Here is a 17,914-nt window from a genome sequence, read left to right on the forward strand (position 1 = left end):
GGACGCGGGCTTCAGTTCGGTGGCAGGCCGCCGATGAACACCGGATCAATCTGGAACCGGTCATCCATCATGTCCTGGAAGAACAGGCCATCCACCTTTTCACCCTGTGCGTAGCCAAGATCCGAAAGATCGATCCCCACCGCGACGGCCCGATAGACGAGCTTCGTCGGACGGGCGAGCAGCTTCATCGAGTCCAGATCCTCGAGCGAATTCGCGACCTTGTTTTCGGAGAAATGGACGTAGGGCGCGGTGATCCGCAGCGCCTCGGAGGAGTGCAGGTTGAGATCGTAGTTCCGGATCGTGCGGCTGCGCAGCCCTTCCCTGAACTTGAGCGGGCTGACGTGGAAAGGATCCCCCTCCGGCGGATAAATCACCGGCTGGACTTCGAAAAACACCACATCCGGACCGGGGCCATTGGTCACAGGCTGGCGGAAGCGGATCGCCAGTCCGGGCGTCCCGTCGTCCCCGGTGGCCGGGTTCCGGAACATGACCGGATCCCCCGTGAGAGGGGTGGCGGATCCGCCGGGGTTGATCACACCGGTGAGCAGGGAGGGGTCCGCCAGGAGGGACGCGGGCGAAACACTGCCGCCCGGCGTGGTGAGCAGGTAGTCGTAACGGGTCGCGCACGCCGGATCATTCGGATCCGCCGCCCCGGCCGGACTCGCGGTTTTCGGACCGGTCATCATGTAGCCGGAGGAAAGTTCGTCCGCCGCCTTGAACCACACCACATCCGCCCGGATCAGCTTGTCCACCGGGTAAGTGATCACCTCCCCTCCACGCTGCACGGTCACATCCGCCAGATCCTCCGCATAACCGTCATCGGCCGATGAAGCCCGGTAGGAAACGATCCGGTCAGGGAGCTGCTTGCGGTACTTGCTGGCATCGAAGGTCGCAGCCGTGGTCACCGGATGGAGGGAATCCCGGAGAAGCAGCGCCTGCTTTTCCGTGAGGCGGATCTCGTTGGAGGGTGAGGTTTCCGGCTTCCCATCGACCGCCGGATAGACATCCGCGATGCCTTCGACGACGTGGATCTCCGTCTCATTGGAGTCGTTGACTTTCAAAGAGAACCGGGTGCCACGATCAACCACCGTCGAGCCGGGGGTATCGATGCGGAATCCCTCGGCCCCCGGAGGCGCATGCACGGAGCAGGTGCCGGTATCCATCACCAGCACGTCATTTTCCTTCACCCGGAACACGGCGGGAGACTCCAGGATCGCTTCAGCGCCATTGGGGAACTTCAGCTCCATCATGCCGGCGATGAGCGTGTATTCCTTGTCGTAGGGAATCGACGAATGAAGCTTCGGCGACAGCTCACCGAAGAACCTGGCATGGGCCAGACGGACGACGCGGACTTCAGGCACCGCGGTGCCGGCGGTCCCCGCCGGCGCCTCACGCGCCGGATTCCTCCAGAACAGGAGCGCGGCGAGTGTCACACACGCCGCCGCCAAACCGGTGACGACGAGACGCAGGCCGCGGGACCCGCGCGGCTTCATCGCGTGGGGAGCGCGCTCCAGGGAAACCAGTTCCCGCTGCTTCCGCAGCACCTCGCTGGTGAAGGAAACGCCGTCCTTCGGCAGACGTTCCCGCAGGGCTTTTACGAACCGTTCGCTGCCTTCGTCGCTCTCCTTGTAGAGGTAGCCCAGCAACCGGTGGGTCTGGTAAAGCGGCGCCACCTGTGCGGCCAGCTCTTCGTTCTCCGCGAGCAGTTCCCGGAGCTCAGCCACACCCTGCTCGTCCAGATCCCCTTCGAGATAATCCGTCCACAGGCGTTCGAACCGTTGTTGCTCGCTTTCCATGATATCAGGTGATGGTTCCTTCCATGCGCTGTTCCAGGCACTGCTGGAGTTTCCGGCGCAACTTCCAAAGCTGTTTTTTGACCGCGGGCACGGAGCGCTCGCTCAGGCGCGCCATCTCCTCAAGGGAAATCTCATCATAGTACCGCCATTTCAGGAGGCACGCCAAATCCTGGCTGAGGGAAGCCATGCACTTCTTCAGGTGCCCCACCTGGGTCATCAGGTGCTCCGGCTCCACTTCGGCCTCGCCGTGGAGTTTCTGGAGCAGATCCGGCGCGTAGCGGGAGTGATAATCCGCGATCCTCCGCAGGCGGGTCGTCTCCGTCTTCAACTGCCAGCGGGCGATACTGAAAAGCCACGCCCCGAAGTTGGTGCCTTCCTCGAATTCATCGATCCGGGTGTAGGCGGCGATGAAGCTCTTCTGGGCGATCTCATCCGCATCCACCCCGGGCGGAGAAAGGGTGGCCAGCCACGCACGCAAAGGACGCTCGAAGCGGTACACGACCGCCTCGAAGGCATCGGCGTCACCTTGCTTGATGCGCCTGATGCATCCGTCATCCGGATCGTCTGAAAGGTAATCCTTCACGTCTGTCCGTACCGTTATGGCAGGATCCCGCTCCAGGTTACCCCCAATCCCAATCTCCAAGTCCGAGTCCGCTATGATATCCATAATTAATTGTACATCAATGATTAAAAGGCAAACATCCAGATACGAAACCTCCTTCCCATTTTTGTCATTCCTTCGGACATCCCCGGTAAATCGGACATCCCGGACCGGGCTTGACGAAACCCGGCAATATCCCTCCTCCCGGCAGCTTCACCAGCGGCCGGAACCCAAAACGCCACCACGCAATCAAAGCCGGGCCTGCTTGCTGGAAAGCGGCGCCGGCCTGGAGCTGCCACTGAGGCTCACATTCTCTCCGGAACGCGGATGCCCAGCAGGCCGAGGCCCTGCTTCAGCACGCGGGACGTGAGCTCGCAGAGCGAAAGACGGCTGTCGCGCACCGCCGTCTCCGCCTTCAGGACCGGGCAGGCCTCGAAGAAGGAATGGAAGGCACGCGCGACTTCCAGCAGGTAGTTCGCCAGCAGGTTCGGGCGGAAATCATCCAGAATGGTCGGCACGACCTCGCCGAAGCGGACCAACAGGCGGGCGAGGTGGATTTCCTGCTCCTCCGCAAGGGAGACGGGAGCCAGTTCGGCCGGGGCTTCATCGCCCAGCTTCCGCCAGATGGAGCGGCTGCGGACGTAGGCGTTCTGGAGGTAGGGCGCGGTGTCCCCCTGGAGGGCCAGCATTTTCTCCAGGTCGAACACGTAGTCGGAACTGCGGTGGTGGGCCAGCTCGGTGAATTTCACCGCGCTGATGCCGATGAGTTCGGCCAGATCCTTCCGCTCCGCATCCGTCTCCACACGGGAACGCTCCGCGACGGCCACACCGGCGGCGGCCACCGCTTCATCGAGGAGGTCCGCCAGTTGCGGCAGGTCCCCGGAGCGGGTTTTGAGCGGCTTGCCATCCTTGCCGAGGATCGTGCCGAAGGAAATGTGGCGCAGGTCCATGCCGTCGAGATCCAGACGGGCAGCCACATCGAAAAGCTGTTGGAAATGCAGCGACTGGCGGTGGTCCACCACGTACCAGACGGAGTCCGCATCCCACTGGGAGCGGCGGTACTCCAGCGTGGCGAGGTCGGTGGTAGCGTAGTTGAAGCCACCGTCGCTCTTGCGGACGATCATCGGGAAATCCCCCCAGCCGCTTTCGTTGCGCACTTTGAACGGATCCGCTTCCGGCTTCTTGGTTTCATCGGAAAACACACAGACCGCGCCCTCGCTCATGCGGGCGATGCCGTTGCCGAGCAGTTCATCGACCAGGCCCGCCAAGCGGTCATTGTAGAAACTTTCGCCCAGCCAGTGGTCGAACTGCACGTCGAGGCGATCGTAGATTTTCTGGAGACCGGCCTTGGACAGGTCGATGCAGCGCTGCCAGATGCCCAGGTTCTCCGGATCCCCGGCCTGGAGCTTCACCAGTTCCGCCTTGCACAGCTCTCGGATCTCCGGGTCCTCCTTGCCGGCGTTGTTCACCTCACGGTAGAGCCTCACCAGCTCCGCGATGGGATCCGCCTCGAGCGCCTCCGCATTCAGGTGGTTCTTCCATCCGAAGAGGATCATCCCGAACTGGGTGCCCCAGTCGCCGATGTGGTTGTCGGAGACAACGTTGTAGCCCAGCGAGCGGGCGACGCGGCAGAGCGTGTCACCGATGATGGTGGAGCGGATGTGGCCGACATGCATCGGCTTCGCCACGTTCGGCGCGGAGAAGTCCACGACCACCGTCTTTCCTTCCCCGACCTGCGGCACACCGAGGCGTGGGTCGGCCAGGAGTTCCGTGGCGAGAAGGGCGTAGGCTTCCGGGAAGATCCGGAAATTCAGGAAACCCGGCCCGGCGATTTCGGCGGAGGCGATCCCGGCGAGGTCGATCTTGTCGATGAGTTCCTGCGCCAGCGCGCGCGGGTTTTTCCCGTGCCGCTTCGCCAGCACCATCGCCGCGTTCGACTGGTAGTCACCGAAGCGGAGATCCGCGGCAGGGGTCACCGCGGCGGGCGTGGGCTCGCCCAGAACGGATTCGAGGGCGAGAGCAAGACGGGATTCGAGAAGCTGGAGGAGCGTCATGGCTTGCGGGGATGTTCCGCACAAACGACGCGGAGGGGAAGCCGAAGTTAAGGAATCGGCGAACCGGTGCGCGACGGCCGGGAATCAAGGATGGCCAGCATGTCCTCCTCCGTCTCCGCCTCGACGAGCTGGCGGCGGACTTCCGCGTTGGTGAACATCTTCGCGATGGCCGCCAGGGTCCGCAGGTGCAGGTGGTAGTCCTTCCGCGGAACGATGAAGAGGATGATGAGCTGGACGGGCTTTCCATCCAGCGCCTGGTAGTCGATCCCCTCCCGTGACCGGCCGAAAATGGCGACCACTTCCTCCAGGTCATCCGAGAATGCGTGGGGGATGGCCACCCCGCCGCCGATGCCCGTGCTGACCTGCTCCTCACGTGCTTTCAGGGAGGCGAGGATGCCTTCATACTGAGCCTCCGGGAGCCTCCCGCAGGCGATGAGGCAGTCCACCAATTCCACGATGGAAGCCCAATGTTCGCCCGCCTTCACCTCCAGAAGGATTTGATCGGGACTTAACAACTGGGCCAACTTCATGGTGAAATTTCCCGCAATGACAGCGTAACGGGATGGCGGAGTTACCGTTGTGACCCCGGGTTGGCAAGACGATTTCCCCCGAACAGGGGCCCCCCTCCTGGCCGCCCCTCTCCCTCTTTCCCCTTTCAGGAGGGGGATTCCGGCATCTCACCGGGGTTGACGGGGAGAGATCCGGGGCTACACCTATCCGCCATGCAAGCCGACGCTGATCGCAACAATCCCCAGGACCCCTCCGACCTCCCCGTGGATGAAACCCTGTCCCCGGAAGACACGGTGACCGAAAACACCTCCGCCGAAGGCGAGCTCGATCCGTGGGAGCAACTGGAAGCGGAAGCCGCGAAGTGGAAGGACGTGTCCCTCCGCACTGCCGCGGAAATGGACAATCTGCGGAAGCGGACCGCCCGCGAGCGCGAGGAAGCCGTCCGCTACGCCAACCAGCGCCTGCTGGAGGACCTGCTGCCGGTGATCGACAATTTCGAGATGGGCATGCAGGCCGCGTCCCAGGACCAGTCGTCGATGATCTACATCGGCATGGACATGGTCCGCCGCCAGCTCAACGACTTCCTCACCAACCAGGGCGCCCAGGAGATCCCGACGACCGGGAAATTCGACCCGAACCTCCACGATGCCGTCGCCCAGGAAGACTGCGCCGCCGGTGACGAGGGCAGGATCCTGCGCGTGACCCGCCGCGGCTTCAAACTCCGCGACCGCCTGCTGCGCCCTGCCAGCGTGGTGGTTTCCAAACTCCCCTCCTCCCCCGAAGCCTGATCCCCATGGCGGACAAACGCGACTACTACGAAATCCTGGGCGTCTCCCGCGACGCCTCCCAGGATGAAATCAAGAAAGCCTACCGCAAGCTGGCGGTGAAGCTGCACCCGGACAAGAACCCGGGGGACGCCACCGCGGAGGAACGCTTCAAGGAGCTGGGTGAGGCCTACGAGGCCCTGAGCGATGCCGACAAGCGCGCCGCCTACGACCGCTATGGCCACGCCGCGTTTTCCGGCGGCATGGGTGGCGGACGTTCCGGTGGTGGGGGCGGTGGCTTCCATGATCCGATGGACATTTTCTCCCAGGTCTTCGGCGGTGCGTTCGGCGGCGGCTTCGAAGAGTTCTTCGGCGGTGGCGGTGGATCGTCCCGGCGGAAAAGCTCCGGCAAGCAACGCGGCAGCGACCTGCGGTATGACCTGGAAATCTCGCTCGAGGAAGCCGCGAACGGCGTCGAGAAGGAACTGGAAATCGAGCGCTACGTTCCGTGCGACACCTGCAGTTCGAAGGGCACCAAGGGCTCGGGCGGCGTGAAGGTCTGCCAGACCTGCGGCGGCCGCGGCGTGGTCGCCCGCCAGGCGGGTATCTTCATCCAGCAGTCCACCTGCCCGGAGTGCCGTGGTGCCGGTGAAACGATTTCCGACCCCTGCTCCTCCTGCAAGGGCGAGGGCCGCGTCCAGCGGGACAGCCGCATCAAGCTGCGCATTCCCGCCGGTGTCGATACGGGCACGCGCCTCCGGTCCTCCGGCAACGGCGACGCTGGTGTCCGCGGTGGCGAGGCAGGCGACCTGTATGTTTTCCTCCACGTCCGCGACCATGACATCTTCGAGCGCGACGGCGACGACCTGTTCTGCGAAGTGCCTCTGCCATTCAGCATCGCGGCCCTGGGCGGCGAACTGAAGGTCCCCACCCTGGACGGCCAGTCGTCGATCAAGATCCCCGTCGGCACGCAGGGAGGCACCGTCTTCCGGCTGCGCGGCAAAGGCATCGCCGCACTCTCCGGCGGTGGCCGGAAGGGCGACCTGAACGTCCGCGTGCAGGTGGAGGTCCCGACGAAGCTCAACAGCTCCCAGCAGGAAAAGCTGCGGACGTTCTCCGAATCCATCGGCGAACAGAACTCCCCGATGCAGGAGTCCTTCTTCCAGAAAGCGAAACGCTTCTTCGACCGCTGAACCAATGGCCCGCTTCTTTCTCCCGCCGGATGCGTGGGGCGGCAGCCCCGCCCTGACGGGAGATGAGGCGCGCCACCTGTCCCAGGTGTTGCGCGGAAAAGCGGGCGAACGGATCACCGTCTTCGACGGCCGTGGGCGGCGCGCCCCTGCCACTGTCCTGGGCGTGTCCAAGGACCGCATCCCGCTGGAACTGGGGGAGCAGGTGACGCGCCGGCAGACTGGACCAGCCATCATCCTCGCGCAGGCGATCCCGAAGGGAAAGAACATGGACTTCATCGTCCAGAAAGCCGTCGAACTGGGCGTCACCGCCATCCAGCCTCTGGTGACCGGCAACACCGTCGTCCAGCCCGGGGACGGGAAGTCCGAGAAATGGCGGCGCGTCGCCCTGGAAGCCTGCAAGCAGTGCGGCCAGGACACCCTGCCGGAAATCGCGGAGCCGCTGCCGTTCGACCGATGGATGGGTCCGCCGTCCAACGACGGGGATCTGAGAATCATCGCCTCGCTCGCGGACGGGAGCAGGCCACTGAAGGACGTCCTCCACGAAAACACGGCGCCCACCTCCGTGACCTATCTGGTGGGACCCGAAGGTGACTTCACCCCGCAGGAAACGCGGACCGCCATGGATCATGGATATCTCCCGGTGAGCCTCGGCCGGATCGTCCTCCGGGTTGAGACCGCAACGCTGTGCGGGCTGGCGGTGCTGCGATACGAGTTTCCTTGAACTCCGGGAACTTCAGCGCCGCTTGGCCGCTTCCCAGGCATCCGCCATTTCCTCCGTGGTGGCAGCCTCCAGGGAGATGCCCTTCGCTTTCAGCAGCTTCTCCATTTCCCCGAAGCGGGTTTCGAACTTGGCGTTGGCGGTCGCCATGAGCACCTCCGGATCGGTCTTCCTGAAGCGGGCGAGGTTCACCACGGAAAACAGCAGGTCACCCATTTCCTCGGAAACCGCCTCCAGATCCTGCGCGTCCAGCGCGGACTGGAGTTCCAGCAGTTCTTCCCGGATCTTGGCGATGACCCCAGTCTCCACCGGCCAGTCGAAGCCGATCTTGGCCGCTTTTTTCTGGAGCTTCGCGGCACGCAGCAGGCCGGGCAGTCCCTTCCCCACCCCGTGGAGGTAGGGTTGCTCCGCGTCGCCCTTCTCCGCACGCTTGATCTCATCCCACTGTTTCAGAACCCCGTCGCTGTCCGCGACCTGGGCTGACGCGAAGACATGGGGATGGCGGCGCACCAGTTTCTCACTGACGCCGCGGGCGACATCCTCCAGGGTGAAACGGCCCGCTTCCTCCGCGATCTCGCTGTGGAAAATCACCTGCAGCAGGAGGTCGCCCAGCTCCTCCTTGAGATGGTTGTGGTCGTTGCGCTGGATCGCATCGATGGTCTCGTAGCTTTCCTCGATGAGGTGCGGCACCAGGGACTCATGGGTCTGTTCCGCGTCCCACGGGCAGCCACCCGGCGCGCGCAGGCGGTGCATGATGGCTTTCAGCCGCTCCAACTGCCGCCCGCTTTCCGGGCAGCCGATCATTTCGTCATCGGTCATGTCTTATCAGTGGTCGGTGTTCGTGCCGCGCTGGAGGCGTTCGTGTTCGGCATGGAGCTTCGCGCGCTCCTCATCGGTCAGGCTGGCGAAGCCCTCGCTGGAGACTTTGTCCAGGATCCTGTCGATCTCCGTGTCACCACGGAGGTTGACCTGGCTGCGGGGGCGGAGCTTCGGCTCACCGCGCTGCTGGAAGGCCCTGGGCCGGATGATGTCCACATCCGGGTTTCTCCTGCCGATCCAGCCGAGCAGGCGCGGGAACTTGATCAGGATGAAACCGAAGATCGCGCCGCCGAGGTGGCCCGCGTCCCCCCCTTCATTTCCGAAGATGGGGACCGCGATGGAGAACACCGCAATGCCAAGGATGGCCAGTGCGAAGGTTCTCATGGCAAGCTCGATGGGCGGAAACAGCAGTGCGATGCGCGCGTTCGGAGCGATCACCGCGGTGCCGATCAGGATACCGAAGATGCCGGCGGAGGCTCCGATGATGCCGGGCCCCAAGTGGATGATCCCCATCCACCCCAGCAGCGAATAGAGCAGCGCGCCGCCGATGCCCGAAATCAGATAGAAGGCGAGGAACTTCCATGTTCCCCACCAGCGCTCCATGATGGGCCCGAAGAAATAAAGGGCGATGGAGTTGAACAGGATATGGCCCACGCTTCCGTGGAGAAACTGGAAGGTGATGAGCTTCCAGAGGTGCCCCTCGGAGAAACCGGAACCGACACTGAAGGTTCCGTGAAAGGTGAAGTATGGAACAATTTCCATCCCCTCTTCAGTGAGCACCCTTACAGGGAAATATTTCACAGACAGCACATCCGCCAGGAAGACGACGATGTTGATGATGAGCAGCCATTTCGTCACGGGCGTGATCCGTGGGGCCTGCCCCATCCCACGCCCGTCCCTTTGATATTCCCTGTCAGCCGTTCCCATCGCTGCCTCCGGTTAGCACGGCAAGCCGCCAACCGCAAGGATGGTGGGAATTTCCACGCCCGATGAAAAATTTCCGGCCGTGGCGGCGTTATTGCTGATGTGCGCCGCGTGCGCCCTCGGGGCGGCCATCGCTCCGTGCCCCAGCAGGCGCGGAGCGATGGCGGCCCGATTCATTTCGCTGGGACCGCTGGTCTTCAGACCGGCGGCAAACGGAGCGCGGACTTCAGTCCGCCCCATAGAATCCGGCTTGGCGAAACGAAGCGGACTGAAGTCCGCGCTCCATCGTGGCGAAGCCAAGCCGGCTGAAGCCGGCGCTCCGTTCCCTCCGGGGATGGCCGGGGAGAATTTCGCAAATGCAGCCCGTTTCTTCGCATCGTGTTGCACTGCGGCACGCCTTACGCTTTAGGTGATAGGGCATGACCGATACGTTCCGCACTTCCCACGCCGCGCTCCAGAAATGGGTCGATAAGATGACAGCGCTCTGCAAACCGGACGCCGTCCAGTGGTGCGATGGCTCCCGCGCGGAGTGGGACCGGCTGACGGAGCTGCTGGTGACGGGCGGAACCTTCACCCGGCTGAATCCGGAGAAGCGGCCCAACAGCTTCCTCGCCCGTTCCTCCCCATCCGACGTCGCGCGGGTGGAGGACCGCACGTTCATCTGCACCCGCCGCCCGGAGGAGGCGGGTCCGACCAACAACTGGGCGGACCCGATGGAGATGCGGGAGACGCTGCAGCGGAAATTCGACGGCTGTATGAGGGGCCGCACGATGTACATCATCCCGTTCTGCATGGGGCCGATCGACTCCCCGCTGGCGAAGGTGGGGGTCCAGGTGACGGACAGCGCCTACGCCGTGGTGAACATGCATATCATGTGCAAGACAGGCTCCGACGTGCTGAAGCGCCTGGAGGACGAATGGTCCGGAGCCGCGCCGAAGAAACGGGACGGCCACAAATTCTTCATCCCCTGCCTGCATTCTGTCGGCGCACCGCTGGAACCCGGCCAGGCGGATGTCCCATGGCCGTGCAACGAGGACAAATACATCGTCCACTTCGTGGAGACGCGGGAGATCATGTCCTACGGGTCCGGCTACGGCGGGAACGCGCTGCTGGGCAAAAAGTGCCTGGCGCTGCGCATCGCCTCGAACATCGCGCGTGAGCACCGCTGGATGGCGGAGCACATGCTCATCGTCGGCATCCAGGCACCGGACGGGACGAAGACCTATGTCTCCGCCGCCTTCCCCTCCGCCTGCGGCAAGACGAACCTGGCGATGATCGTGCCGCCGAAGAAATATCAGGACGAGGGGTGGAAGACATCGCTCATCGGCGATGACATCGCCTGGCTGTGGCCGCACCAGGACGGCAAGCTCCATGCCATCAACCCGGAGACCGGCTTCTTTGGCGTGGCACCCGGCACCTCCCATGACACGAACCCCATCGCGATGGAGTCGATCAAGGAGAACGTGATCTTCACCAACGTGGCCCTGACCGATGATGGGGACGTCTGGTGGGAAGGGATGACGAAAGAAAAACCCGCCCACCTCATCGACTGGCAGGGCAATGACTGGACGCCGGACAGCGGCCGCCCCGCCGCCCATGCGAACTCACGCTTCACCGCACCTGCGGTCCAGTGCCCGACGATCGACCCGGAATGGCAGAACCCGGAGGGCGTGCCCATCGACGGCATCATCTTCGGCGGCCGCCGGGCGACCACCATGCCGCTGGTTTTCCAGGCCTACAACTGGTCCCACGGCGTGTATCTGGGAGCGACCATGGGCTCGGAAATGACCGCCGCCGCCGCAGGCACCATCGGCAAGGTCCGCCGCGACCCGATGGCGATGCTGCCTTTCGCCGGCTACAACATGGGCGAATACTTCGGCCACTGGCTGGAAATGCGGCGTTACCTGACACACCTGCCGCGCTTCTTCCATGTGAACTGGTTCCGCAAATCCGCGGAGGGGAGCTTCCTCTGGCCGGGCTTCGGCGAGAACATGCGGGTGCTGGAGTGGATCATCAACCGCTGCCAGGGCGCCGCCGCCGGGCATGAGACGCAGATCGGCTGGACCCCGGCGTTCGAGGATTTCAACGTGGATGGCCTGGATGGCTTCACCCTGGAGGACTTCGAGAAGGTGATGTGCTTCGACCGGGCGGAGTGGAAGGCGGAACTGATCAGCCAGGCGGAGCAGTTCATCGACCTCTACGACCACCTGCCGAAGGAACTGGTGTTCCAGCGGGAACTGCTGGCGGCACGGCTTTCCTGAACGGACCCTGTTTCACTCGCTCCAGTCGAGGGAGTCCACATCGATCACTTCGATGTGCGGTGTCCCCTCCATGTTCCAGCGCAGGCTGACGGTGGCTCCCACGCCCTGTCCGTATCTCACTCCCAGCCTCTCCAGCTTCTCACGCAGGGGAGATGATTTTCCGAAATACGCCTTCGCCAGATCCGGTGATCCGGGGGCGACGGCGATCTTCATCGTGTACTTCAGATCGTGCGCGGGGATCGTTTCATCCGAGCAGAACTCGAAAATGGTCGCCACGACACGGAACTTCACCACATCTCCGCCAGGGGTGGCGGCGAACGCCCCGAAGCGCCCGCCGTAAGTGTCCAGAAATGGGTCCGCGACCACCTTCGGCTCCTGGCTGCCACGGGCACGCACCAGGACGAGTGAGGAGTCCGGCCTCCCTTCCACACTGCGGAACCCGCACTTGAACAGCACTTCATTCGTGCCGATGACCTTGTCGAACTTCACTTCCAGGCTCTCGAAATTCCCGGTGCTCTCCAGCGGGCCTGCCAGAACGCTTTTTCCAAGTTCCTCCGGGGGTGTCCTGCATTCCATCAACGGCTGCCGTTCCTCCAGGTTGCGGGCGACCAAAAACGCGCCGAGAACTTCTGCGGACCGGGCCACGAATTCATGCACATCCATCCCTTCCGGAGCCACCTGGAGATCCCGTGCCGGAGAAGGCTCCCGTTCCCCGGACGGGTCATCCTGCTTTGGTGGAGCGGCCTGCGCTTTCACCGTGGCCTGCTTCGGCACGCGGGAGTCCGCTTTTCCGTCCTGCGCCACCAGGAACCCGGCGACGATGGAGACCAACCCCACGACGATCACCGCCGTCAGCAGCGTCCGCCGCAGGCTGGATTTCCGGTCGGAACGCATCGCGGTGGACTCGACGAATGTCTGCTGCGCGACGGGCTGGAAGCCTGCCAGCGGCTTCGCCCGCGCCATGGGTTCCTCCACCACCTCCAGCCTCACCGGGATCTCCTCCGGCTTCGGGGTGAAGCGGGGCGCGCGGATGACGCCCCCGCAGCGCGGGCAGGGGCCCTCAACCCCGGCGGCGCTCGCAGGCACCACCAAATCCACCCCGCACCGCGGGCAGGTGAATCCCAGATGGTCCATCTCCATAGATCGCTGCCGTGGTTTCGAAGGCGGGACACCCATCCCGCCGTGGTCCGCGCAGCATAGTGGATCCCAATGGCAATCCAAGAGGTTCTTTCCCTCCGCATCAGGCATTTTCCCGAATGGTCCACCGGCGGCGCGGCGGGTCGGTTTAGGGTTGCGGCGGGGGGGATTCTTTCCTACCTCCCGCGCCGACCGAACCTCATCACAAACACATCATGGCAGTTCTCGTTGGCAAACCAGCCCCCTCTTTCCGCGCCAAGGCCGTCAAAGGCGAAACCATCATCGAGGACTTCTCCCTCGAGCAGTTCATCGGCAAGAAATACGTCGTCTTTTTCTTCTACCCGAAGGACTTCACTTTCGTCTGCCCGACGGAACTGCACCGCTTCCAGGAAGAGCTCCATGAGTTCGAGAAGCGCGAGGTGGCCGTCGTCGGCTGCTCCACGGACTCCGAGTTCTCCCACTGGGCCTGGCTCCAGACCCCGAAGAGCAAGGGCGGCATCGAGGGCGTGAAATACCCCCTCGTCGCGGACATCAACAAGACCATCTCCGAAGACTATGACGTGCTGGCCGGTGACTACTCCACCGACGAGGACGGCAAGCTGGTCGTCGAAGGTGAGCTGGTCGCCTACCGCGGCCTGTTCCTCATCGACAAGAAGGGCATCGTCCGCCACCAGATCGTCAACGACATGCCGCTGGGCCGCTCGATCCGCGAGTGCCTCCGCATCGTGGACGCGCTCCAGCACTTCGAGCAGCACGGCGAAGTCTGCCCGATGGACTGGCAGAAAGGTGACGACGCGATGACCGCCGACCACCAGGGCGTGAGCGACTACCTCTCGAAATAAGTCCGCTTCCCACTCCCACAGCCGCCTCCCCTGACCGGAGAGGCGGCTTTTTTTCTTCAGCCAAGGGCAAAATTTGGATTCCAATCTGGAACAAAACCCGCTTCATAGAGGGTCTGCCTACTGACAACCCATGAAAACGATCCTCCTCGCCACGCTCCTCGGCCTGTTCTCCCTCGTCACCGCCCAAGCCGGTGCGGTCAACAGCAAGTGCCCCGTCTCAGGCAAAGACGCCAAGAAGGACGTGGATGTGCCCATTTCGTTCTGCTGCAACAACTGCAAGGGCAAGTTCGACAAGGCTCCCGCCGACTATCTGAAGGTGGTGGCGACCGCGGAGAAAGGGAAATGCCCGCTGAGTGGCAAGGCCGCCGATGAGGAAGTGACCTCCAACCTGACCGTGGGCGTCTGCTGCAACAACTGCGCCGGCAAACTCAAGGAGAACCCGCAGGCCTACCTCGGCAAGATCGAAGCGAAGTAATCCCTTCCCGCCCTCAATTTCCCAAAAGCGTCTCCCGGTCCGCCGCGAGGCGCTTTTTTCATGCCCTCGCCCGCCCTACCGGAGTCAGGCCTTCCGGCGGAACTCGGTCGGTGTTTTACCGGTATGGCGTCTGAACGTCTTGCACATCTGCGAGGCCGAAGGCCAGCCACACGCCGCCGCAATGTCCGGTGTCGCCTGCCGGGTCTCCACCAGCAGGGCGCACGCCCTTGCCACCCGCACCCGGTCGATCTGCTGTTGCAGTGTCAGCCCGAACGCGCTCTTGAAGCCTGTTTCCAACGCGCGCCGCGACATATGAACCTCTTGGAGAAGCTCGGCCACCGTGAGCCATTCGCAGGCACGCTCACGGATGATGAGAAGCGCGCGGCGCAACCGTGGATCCTCCACGGCCAGGGAGTCGGTGGAACGGCGCTCAACCACCGCCTTCGGATGGATCAGCAATCTCCGCCGGTTCTCCGGCAACGGTTCCTGGAGGATGAGCTTCAACAAACCGGAGGCCTGGAGGCCCATCTCCTGGGTATTGATATCGATGCTGGAAAGCGCGGGATGGGTGAGCTCGCACGCAAGCTCGTTGTTATCGACACCGAGCACCACCAGATCCTCGGGAACCGCCCGCCCGATGGCACGGATCTCCCGCAACGCCATCACGCCGGTGGCATCGTTCGCCGCCAGGAGCGCGGTTCGGGGAGGAAGCAAACTGAGCCATCTCACCAATTCCTCTCTTGGCAGCGTTCCGTCCGGCGCATGGGGTGGCAGCGTCACACGCAGTCCGTGGGCGGTGGCGGCATCCCGGAAGCCCTGCAACCGGAGATCCGAATACGGCCGCCCGGGGCTGCCCAGAAACGCCAGATGACGGAACCCCCTGGCGTGATAGAACGAGAACGCCATCCTCCCCACTCCGTTGTTGTCCGTGGATACGCCACCCCAATGGGAACCGGCCAGTGGACGGGTGCCACTGGCCACGGTGACAAGGACCTTCACCTTCAGGCGGCAGAGTTCCATGAGAGCCGGGTCCCGGACTTCAGCGATCACCGCGTCGACCTGCGCCTGGAGCAGATCCTCCAATCCGGCCGCTGACGGAGGACCACCATCAATCAGTTCCCAGGATGGCTGGTATTTCCCGTAGTTGATGATCCCCCTCAGGATCGACCGACCATAGCCCGTCTCCTGGTGGAGGAGCAGCCCAATGCGGACGACCCGGGCGATTTGGCTCATTATTGCCAGAATGATTTTCCAACGGTTGGGGGAAAGGAAATTGCGCTGATCGGCAAATTATTTGCGCCTAAGGCTGGGCATCTCCGGCAACATTTATGTCACCGTCCGATAAGTGAGATCATCGGCCCATCCGTTGATCGACCATGAAGATGCGATGAAAGCCCTCCGGATCCTATCGATGGCCCTGCTCACAGGGGCCGCCCCCCTGCATGCGGAAACCGTGATCTACCGGCACGACTTCGGCGGTTCCTCCACCAGGAACCTTGCCGGAACGGCCGTCGAAACGTCATCAGAACAACTGGGAGGCACCAGCGGAGCCGAATGGACCGGTTCCGCCGTGTTCAGGGCGGATGGCAGCTTCACGCTCGGTGGAGGGGACTCATCGGCGAATGTACCGTTCCGTCCCGTTGATGGCTATCTTTACACCATCTCCGTTGAGACAACCGCAGCGGCGGTCGCCACCAATCCGACCACCTCCCTTTCCTACGTGGGGGTCGCACTCTACAACGGCGAAACCGCCCCGAGCAACAGCCTCGCGGTCGGCAGCCAACGCGTCATCGCCCCCATCACCCGGAGTCCGGACAACACGCCGAACGCTTCCAGCGCGGCCGGACCATTCAACATCCTCCGCCGCTGGCACCGGGACACGCCCCACACCACCGGCACCTCCCTCACCCAAAACCATCTGGCATCCGTGGGGACCAACGCCGGAACCTGGAGGCTCTCCATCCAGTTGGACACCTCCACCCCCGGCAACTGGAAATACCGCTGGCTGGTGGAAGATGTGGCGACCTCCACGGTATTGTCCCGGAGCCACGCCGATGGCGCGACGTGGCCGTCGGTCGGATCCCTCACGGCATACCCCATCAATCGCATCCTCCTGTGCAAGGTGGGGCCGTTCAGTTCCGGCGCGTTCGACAACTTCCTGGTTTCCGCGACGCCGAAGCAGGACGACACGGGAGGAGGCATCACCCATCCGGAACCCGTGGTGATCGACCGCGATTTTCCCGGGGGGAACATCCGGGTGACGGCCCTCACCCAGCAATCACACGCCAGCCCGCGGAAAGCGTTCCTCGACCGGGAACTCCGCCCGGAGGACCGCGACTGGTTCTACTGGAGCTTTCGTACCCGGGACACCACCGGCTTCACCGCGGTCTTCAGCGACCGTGACCAGCTCGGCCCGCGCGGGGCGGCGGTCAGCCATGACGGCGGGGCCACCTGGTCCCACCTTGGCGGGGCCAGCGTGGTGCAACAGAACATCGGTGGGGTGGACCACTGGACATTCGAAGTCCCTCCGGTCGAGGCAGGGAAGGAAGTCCGTTACTCGTTCAGCGCCCACTACCTGCAGAGTCACCTCGAAACATGGCTATCGGCACATGCGGGAAACCCTCATGTCGACGTGTCCGAACTCTGCCGCAGCCGGAAGGACCGCAGCGTGGAGCTGGTGAGAGTGGGACGTCCGCTTTCAGCGGCATCGTCGGAAATCATCTTCCTGACCGGCCGCCACCACTGCTGCGAGACGTGCGCGAGCTACGTGATGGAGGGGATCCTCGATGCCGGACTGGCGGACGATGACATCGGGAAACAGTTGCGGAAAAGAACCCTTCTCGCGGTGCCCTTCGTGGACAAGGACGGGGTGGAGGAAGGGGATCAGGGAAAGGACCGCATCCCCCATGACCACAACCGTGACTACGGCCCCACCCCGATCTATCCGGAGGTTTCGGGGATCAAACGGTTCGGGACGGAGCACGGCAGGAGAGTGGTCACTTTCCTGGACCTGCACTGCCCGGTCGTCCATGGCACCTGGGACAAGCGGCTGCATTTCTACGAGTCGTCGGACACGCGGCACGCCGGGAATCTGCATGCCTTCATCTCCGTCCTGATGAACACCCGCACCGGCGAGATTCCGCTGCAGGCCGACGATTTCCTCGCCTACGGCGGGTCCAACAACAGCGGCAACTACAGTGACAGGTCGAGGGGATGGGCGGAGACCGCCTTCCCGGATGCACGGCTCATCAGCACGCTGGAGATCCCTTACGCTGAGGTCCGGGGTGTGGAACTCACCGTCGCCCGGGCGCGTAATCTGGGCAGGGACATCGCCCGCGCGCTCGTCGCCCACCTTCCACCGGTGGAGGTCACCGGCGGTCAGCTCTGGCGGGAACTGGCCTTCGGCGCGGACGCGGAAAACCCTGCGGTCGGAGGTTGGCTGGCGGATCCGGACCACGACGGGATCACCAACATCATCGAGTATGCATTCAATCTGCCTGCCTCCGGACCGGTAGCTCCGGCGGGGAGTGGCGCCGCCGTTTCCGGGATCCCATCCGTGGGCATCACGCGCGACTCCGGCAACCCTGGCCTCCGTCTCGAATACCTGCGGCGCAAGTCCACGTCGGACCCGGGAGTGAGCTACACGCCCGAGGTTTCCGAGAACCTCAGCTCGTCAGGTGAGGAAGGCTGGAGGCCCGCCACCGGGCCGGAAGATGTCACGAGCATCGACAGCACCTGGGAACGGGTCTCCGTCCAACTGCCTGCGGACAAACCAGCCCGCTTCGCCCGGGTACGGGTGACTACCATCCCCTGAATCTCC

The 17,914-nt window shown here is 63.7% G+C and carries 15 protein-coding genes; 7 read left to right on the plus strand and 8 right to left on the minus strand.

The genetic code is table 11. The features are described from left to right. Window positions 1-11 precede the first annotated feature (11 nt). The 4 genes from OVA24_RS21015 to OVA24_RS21030 all read right to left on the minus strand — a co-directional run bounded on the left by OVA24_RS21015 (window position 12) and on the right by OVA24_RS21030 (window position 4,981). Window positions 12-1,796, minus strand: coding sequence for a FecR domain-containing protein (locus OVA24_RS21015; RefSeq protein ID WP_267672156.1), 1,785 nt, complete (start codon window positions 1,794-1,796; stop codon window positions 12-14). Between the two features lie 4 nt (window positions 1,797-1,800). Continuing rightward, a complete protein-coding gene (locus OVA24_RS21020) occupies window positions 1,801-2,379 on the minus strand; it encodes a sigma-70 family RNA polymerase sigma factor (RefSeq protein ID WP_267672158.1) in 579 nt (192 codons plus the stop codon). A 323-nt stretch (window positions 2,380-2,702) separates the two neighbouring features. After that, on the minus strand, window positions 2,703-4,451 hold the full coding sequence (gene argS, locus OVA24_RS21025; RefSeq protein WP_267672159.1) for an arginine--tRNA ligase: 1,749 nt from the start codon (window positions 4,449-4,451) through the stop codon (window positions 2,703-2,705). A 47-nt stretch (window positions 4,452-4,498) separates the two neighbouring features. Beyond that, a complete protein-coding gene (locus OVA24_RS21030) occupies window positions 4,499-4,981 on the minus strand; it encodes a PTS sugar transporter subunit IIA (protein WP_267672160.1) in 483 nt (160 codons plus the stop codon). Window positions 4,982-5,173: 192 nt separating this feature from the next. Here OVA24_RS21030 and grpE point away from each other — a divergent pair, with 192 nt between their 5' ends. The 3 genes from grpE to OVA24_RS21045 are packed head-to-tail and all read left to right on the plus strand — an operon-like array spanning window position 5,174 to window position 7,639. Next, a complete protein-coding gene (grpE, locus tag OVA24_RS21035) occupies window positions 5,174-5,749 on the plus strand; it encodes a nucleotide exchange factor GrpE (protein WP_267672162.1) in 576 nt (191 codons plus the stop codon). Window positions 5,750-5,754: 5 nt separating this feature from the next. Beyond that, entirely contained in the window at window positions 5,755-6,918 is a 1,164-nt protein-coding gene (gene dnaJ, locus OVA24_RS21040) for a molecular chaperone DnaJ (RefSeq protein ID WP_267672163.1), read from the plus strand. A 4-nt stretch (window positions 6,919-6,922) separates the two neighbouring features. Next, window positions 6,923-7,639: a 16S rRNA (uracil(1498)-N(3))-methyltransferase gene (locus tag OVA24_RS21045; protein ID WP_267672164.1), complete on the plus strand. Its 717-nt coding sequence runs from the start codon at window positions 6,923-6,925 to the stop codon at window positions 7,637-7,639. Window positions 7,640-7,651: 12 nt separating this feature from the next. Here OVA24_RS21045 and mazG read toward each other — a convergent pair whose 3' ends face one another. Continuing rightward, window positions 7,652-8,455: a nucleoside triphosphate pyrophosphohydrolase gene (gene mazG / locus OVA24_RS21050; protein WP_267672166.1), complete on the minus strand. Its 804-nt coding sequence runs from the start codon at window positions 8,453-8,455 to the stop codon at window positions 7,652-7,654. A 6-nt stretch (window positions 8,456-8,461) separates the two neighbouring features. Then, the gene (locus OVA24_RS21055) at window positions 8,462-9,313 is read right to left on the minus strand and encodes a rhomboid family intramembrane serine protease (RefSeq protein ID WP_267672168.1); all 852 of its coding nucleotides are present in this window, start codon (window positions 9,311-9,313) and stop codon (window positions 8,462-8,464) included. A gap of 485 nt (window positions 9,314-9,798) precedes the next feature. Here OVA24_RS21055 and OVA24_RS21060 point away from each other — a divergent pair, with 485 nt between their 5' ends. After that, window positions 9,799-11,640, plus strand: a complete 1,842-nt coding sequence (locus OVA24_RS21060; protein ID WP_267672170.1) for a phosphoenolpyruvate carboxykinase (GTP) — start codon at window positions 9,799-9,801, stop codon at window positions 11,638-11,640. A 12-nt stretch (window positions 11,641-11,652) separates the two neighbouring features. Here the strand turns inward: OVA24_RS21060 and OVA24_RS21065 are convergent, their stop codons facing one another. Further along, complete coding sequence (locus OVA24_RS21065) at window positions 11,653-12,774, minus strand: TFIIB-type zinc ribbon-containing protein (protein ID WP_267672172.1); 1,122 nt, start codon at window positions 12,772-12,774, stop codon at window positions 11,653-11,655. A 218-nt stretch (window positions 12,775-12,992) separates the two neighbouring features. Here OVA24_RS21065 and OVA24_RS21070 point away from each other — a divergent pair, with 218 nt between their 5' ends. Next, window positions 12,993-13,619 carry a peroxiredoxin gene (locus tag OVA24_RS21070; protein WP_267672174.1) on the plus strand — a complete coding sequence of 209 codons (627 nt, stop codon included), beginning with the start codon at window positions 12,993-12,995 and terminating at the stop codon, window positions 13,617-13,619. Between the two features lie 130 nt (window positions 13,620-13,749). After that, window positions 13,750-14,094, plus strand: a complete 345-nt coding sequence (locus OVA24_RS21075; protein WP_267672175.1) for a hypothetical protein — start codon at window positions 13,750-13,752, stop codon at window positions 14,092-14,094. Between the two features lie 84 nt (window positions 14,095-14,178). On the opposite strand, the gene OVA24_RS21080 is transcribed toward OVA24_RS21075, so the two are convergent. Beyond that, complete coding sequence (locus OVA24_RS21080; RefSeq protein WP_267672177.1) at window positions 14,179-15,327, minus strand: AraC family transcriptional regulator; 1,149 nt, start codon at window positions 15,325-15,327, stop codon at window positions 14,179-14,181. A 154-nt stretch (window positions 15,328-15,481) separates the two neighbouring features. Here OVA24_RS21080 and OVA24_RS21085 point away from each other — a divergent pair, with 154 nt between their 5' ends. Next, window positions 15,482-17,908: a M14 family metallopeptidase gene (locus tag OVA24_RS21085; RefSeq protein ID WP_267672179.1), complete on the plus strand. Its 2,427-nt coding sequence runs from the start codon at window positions 15,482-15,484 to the stop codon at window positions 17,906-17,908. The last annotated feature ends 6 nt before the right edge of the window (window positions 17,909-17,914 follow it).

It is taken from the genome of Luteolibacter sp. SL250 (assembly GCF_026625605.1).
Lineage (GTDB): Bacteria > Verrucomicrobiota > Verrucomicrobiia > Verrucomicrobiales > Akkermansiaceae > Luteolibacter.

Excerpts from the sequence above, each read along its gene's own strand:
- OVA24_RS21085 (WP_267672179.1), top strand. The coding sequence starts at position 15,482 with ATGAAAGCCCTCCGGATCCTATCGATGGCCCTGCTCACAGGGGCCGCC.
- OVA24_RS21060 (WP_267672170.1), top strand. The coding sequence starts at position 9,799 with ATGACCGATACGTTCCGCACTTCCCACGCCGCGCTCCAGAAATGGGTC.
- dnaJ (WP_267672163.1), top strand. The coding sequence starts at position 5,755 with ATGGCGGACAAACGCGACTACTACGAAATCCTGGGCGTCTCCCGCGAC.
- grpE (WP_267672162.1), top strand. The coding sequence starts at position 5,174 with ATGCAAGCCGACGCTGATCGCAACAATCCCCAGGACCCCTCCGACCTC.
- OVA24_RS21075 (WP_267672175.1), top strand. The coding sequence starts at position 13,750 with ATGAAAACGATCCTCCTCGCCACGCTCCTCGGCCTGTTCTCCCTCGTC.
- OVA24_RS21070 (WP_267672174.1), top strand. The coding sequence starts at position 12,993 with ATGGCAGTTCTCGTTGGCAAACCAGCCCCCTCTTTCCGCGCCAAGGCC.
- OVA24_RS21045 (WP_267672164.1), top strand. The coding sequence starts at position 6,923 with ATGGCCCGCTTCTTTCTCCCGCCGGATGCGTGGGGCGGCAGCCCCGCC.
- OVA24_RS21080 (WP_267672177.1), bottom strand. The coding sequence starts at position 15,327 with ATGAGCCAAATCGCCCGGGTCGTCCGCATTGGGCTGCTCCTCCACCAG.
- OVA24_RS21065 (WP_267672172.1), bottom strand. The coding sequence starts at position 12,774 with ATGGACCATCTGGGATTCACCTGCCCGCGGTGCGGGGTGGATTTGGTG.
- argS (WP_267672159.1), bottom strand. The coding sequence starts at position 4,451 with ATGACGCTCCTCCAGCTTCTCGAATCCCGTCTTGCTCTCGCCCTCGAA.
- OVA24_RS21015 (WP_267672156.1), bottom strand. The coding sequence starts at position 1,796 with ATGGAAAGCGAGCAACAACGGTTCGAACGCCTGTGGACGGATTATCTC.
- mazG (WP_267672166.1), bottom strand. The coding sequence starts at position 8,455 with ATGACCGATGACGAAATGATCGGCTGCCCGGAAAGCGGGCGGCAGTTG.
- OVA24_RS21030 (WP_267672160.1), bottom strand. The coding sequence starts at position 4,981 with ATGAAGTTGGCCCAGTTGTTAAGTCCCGATCAAATCCTTCTGGAGGTG.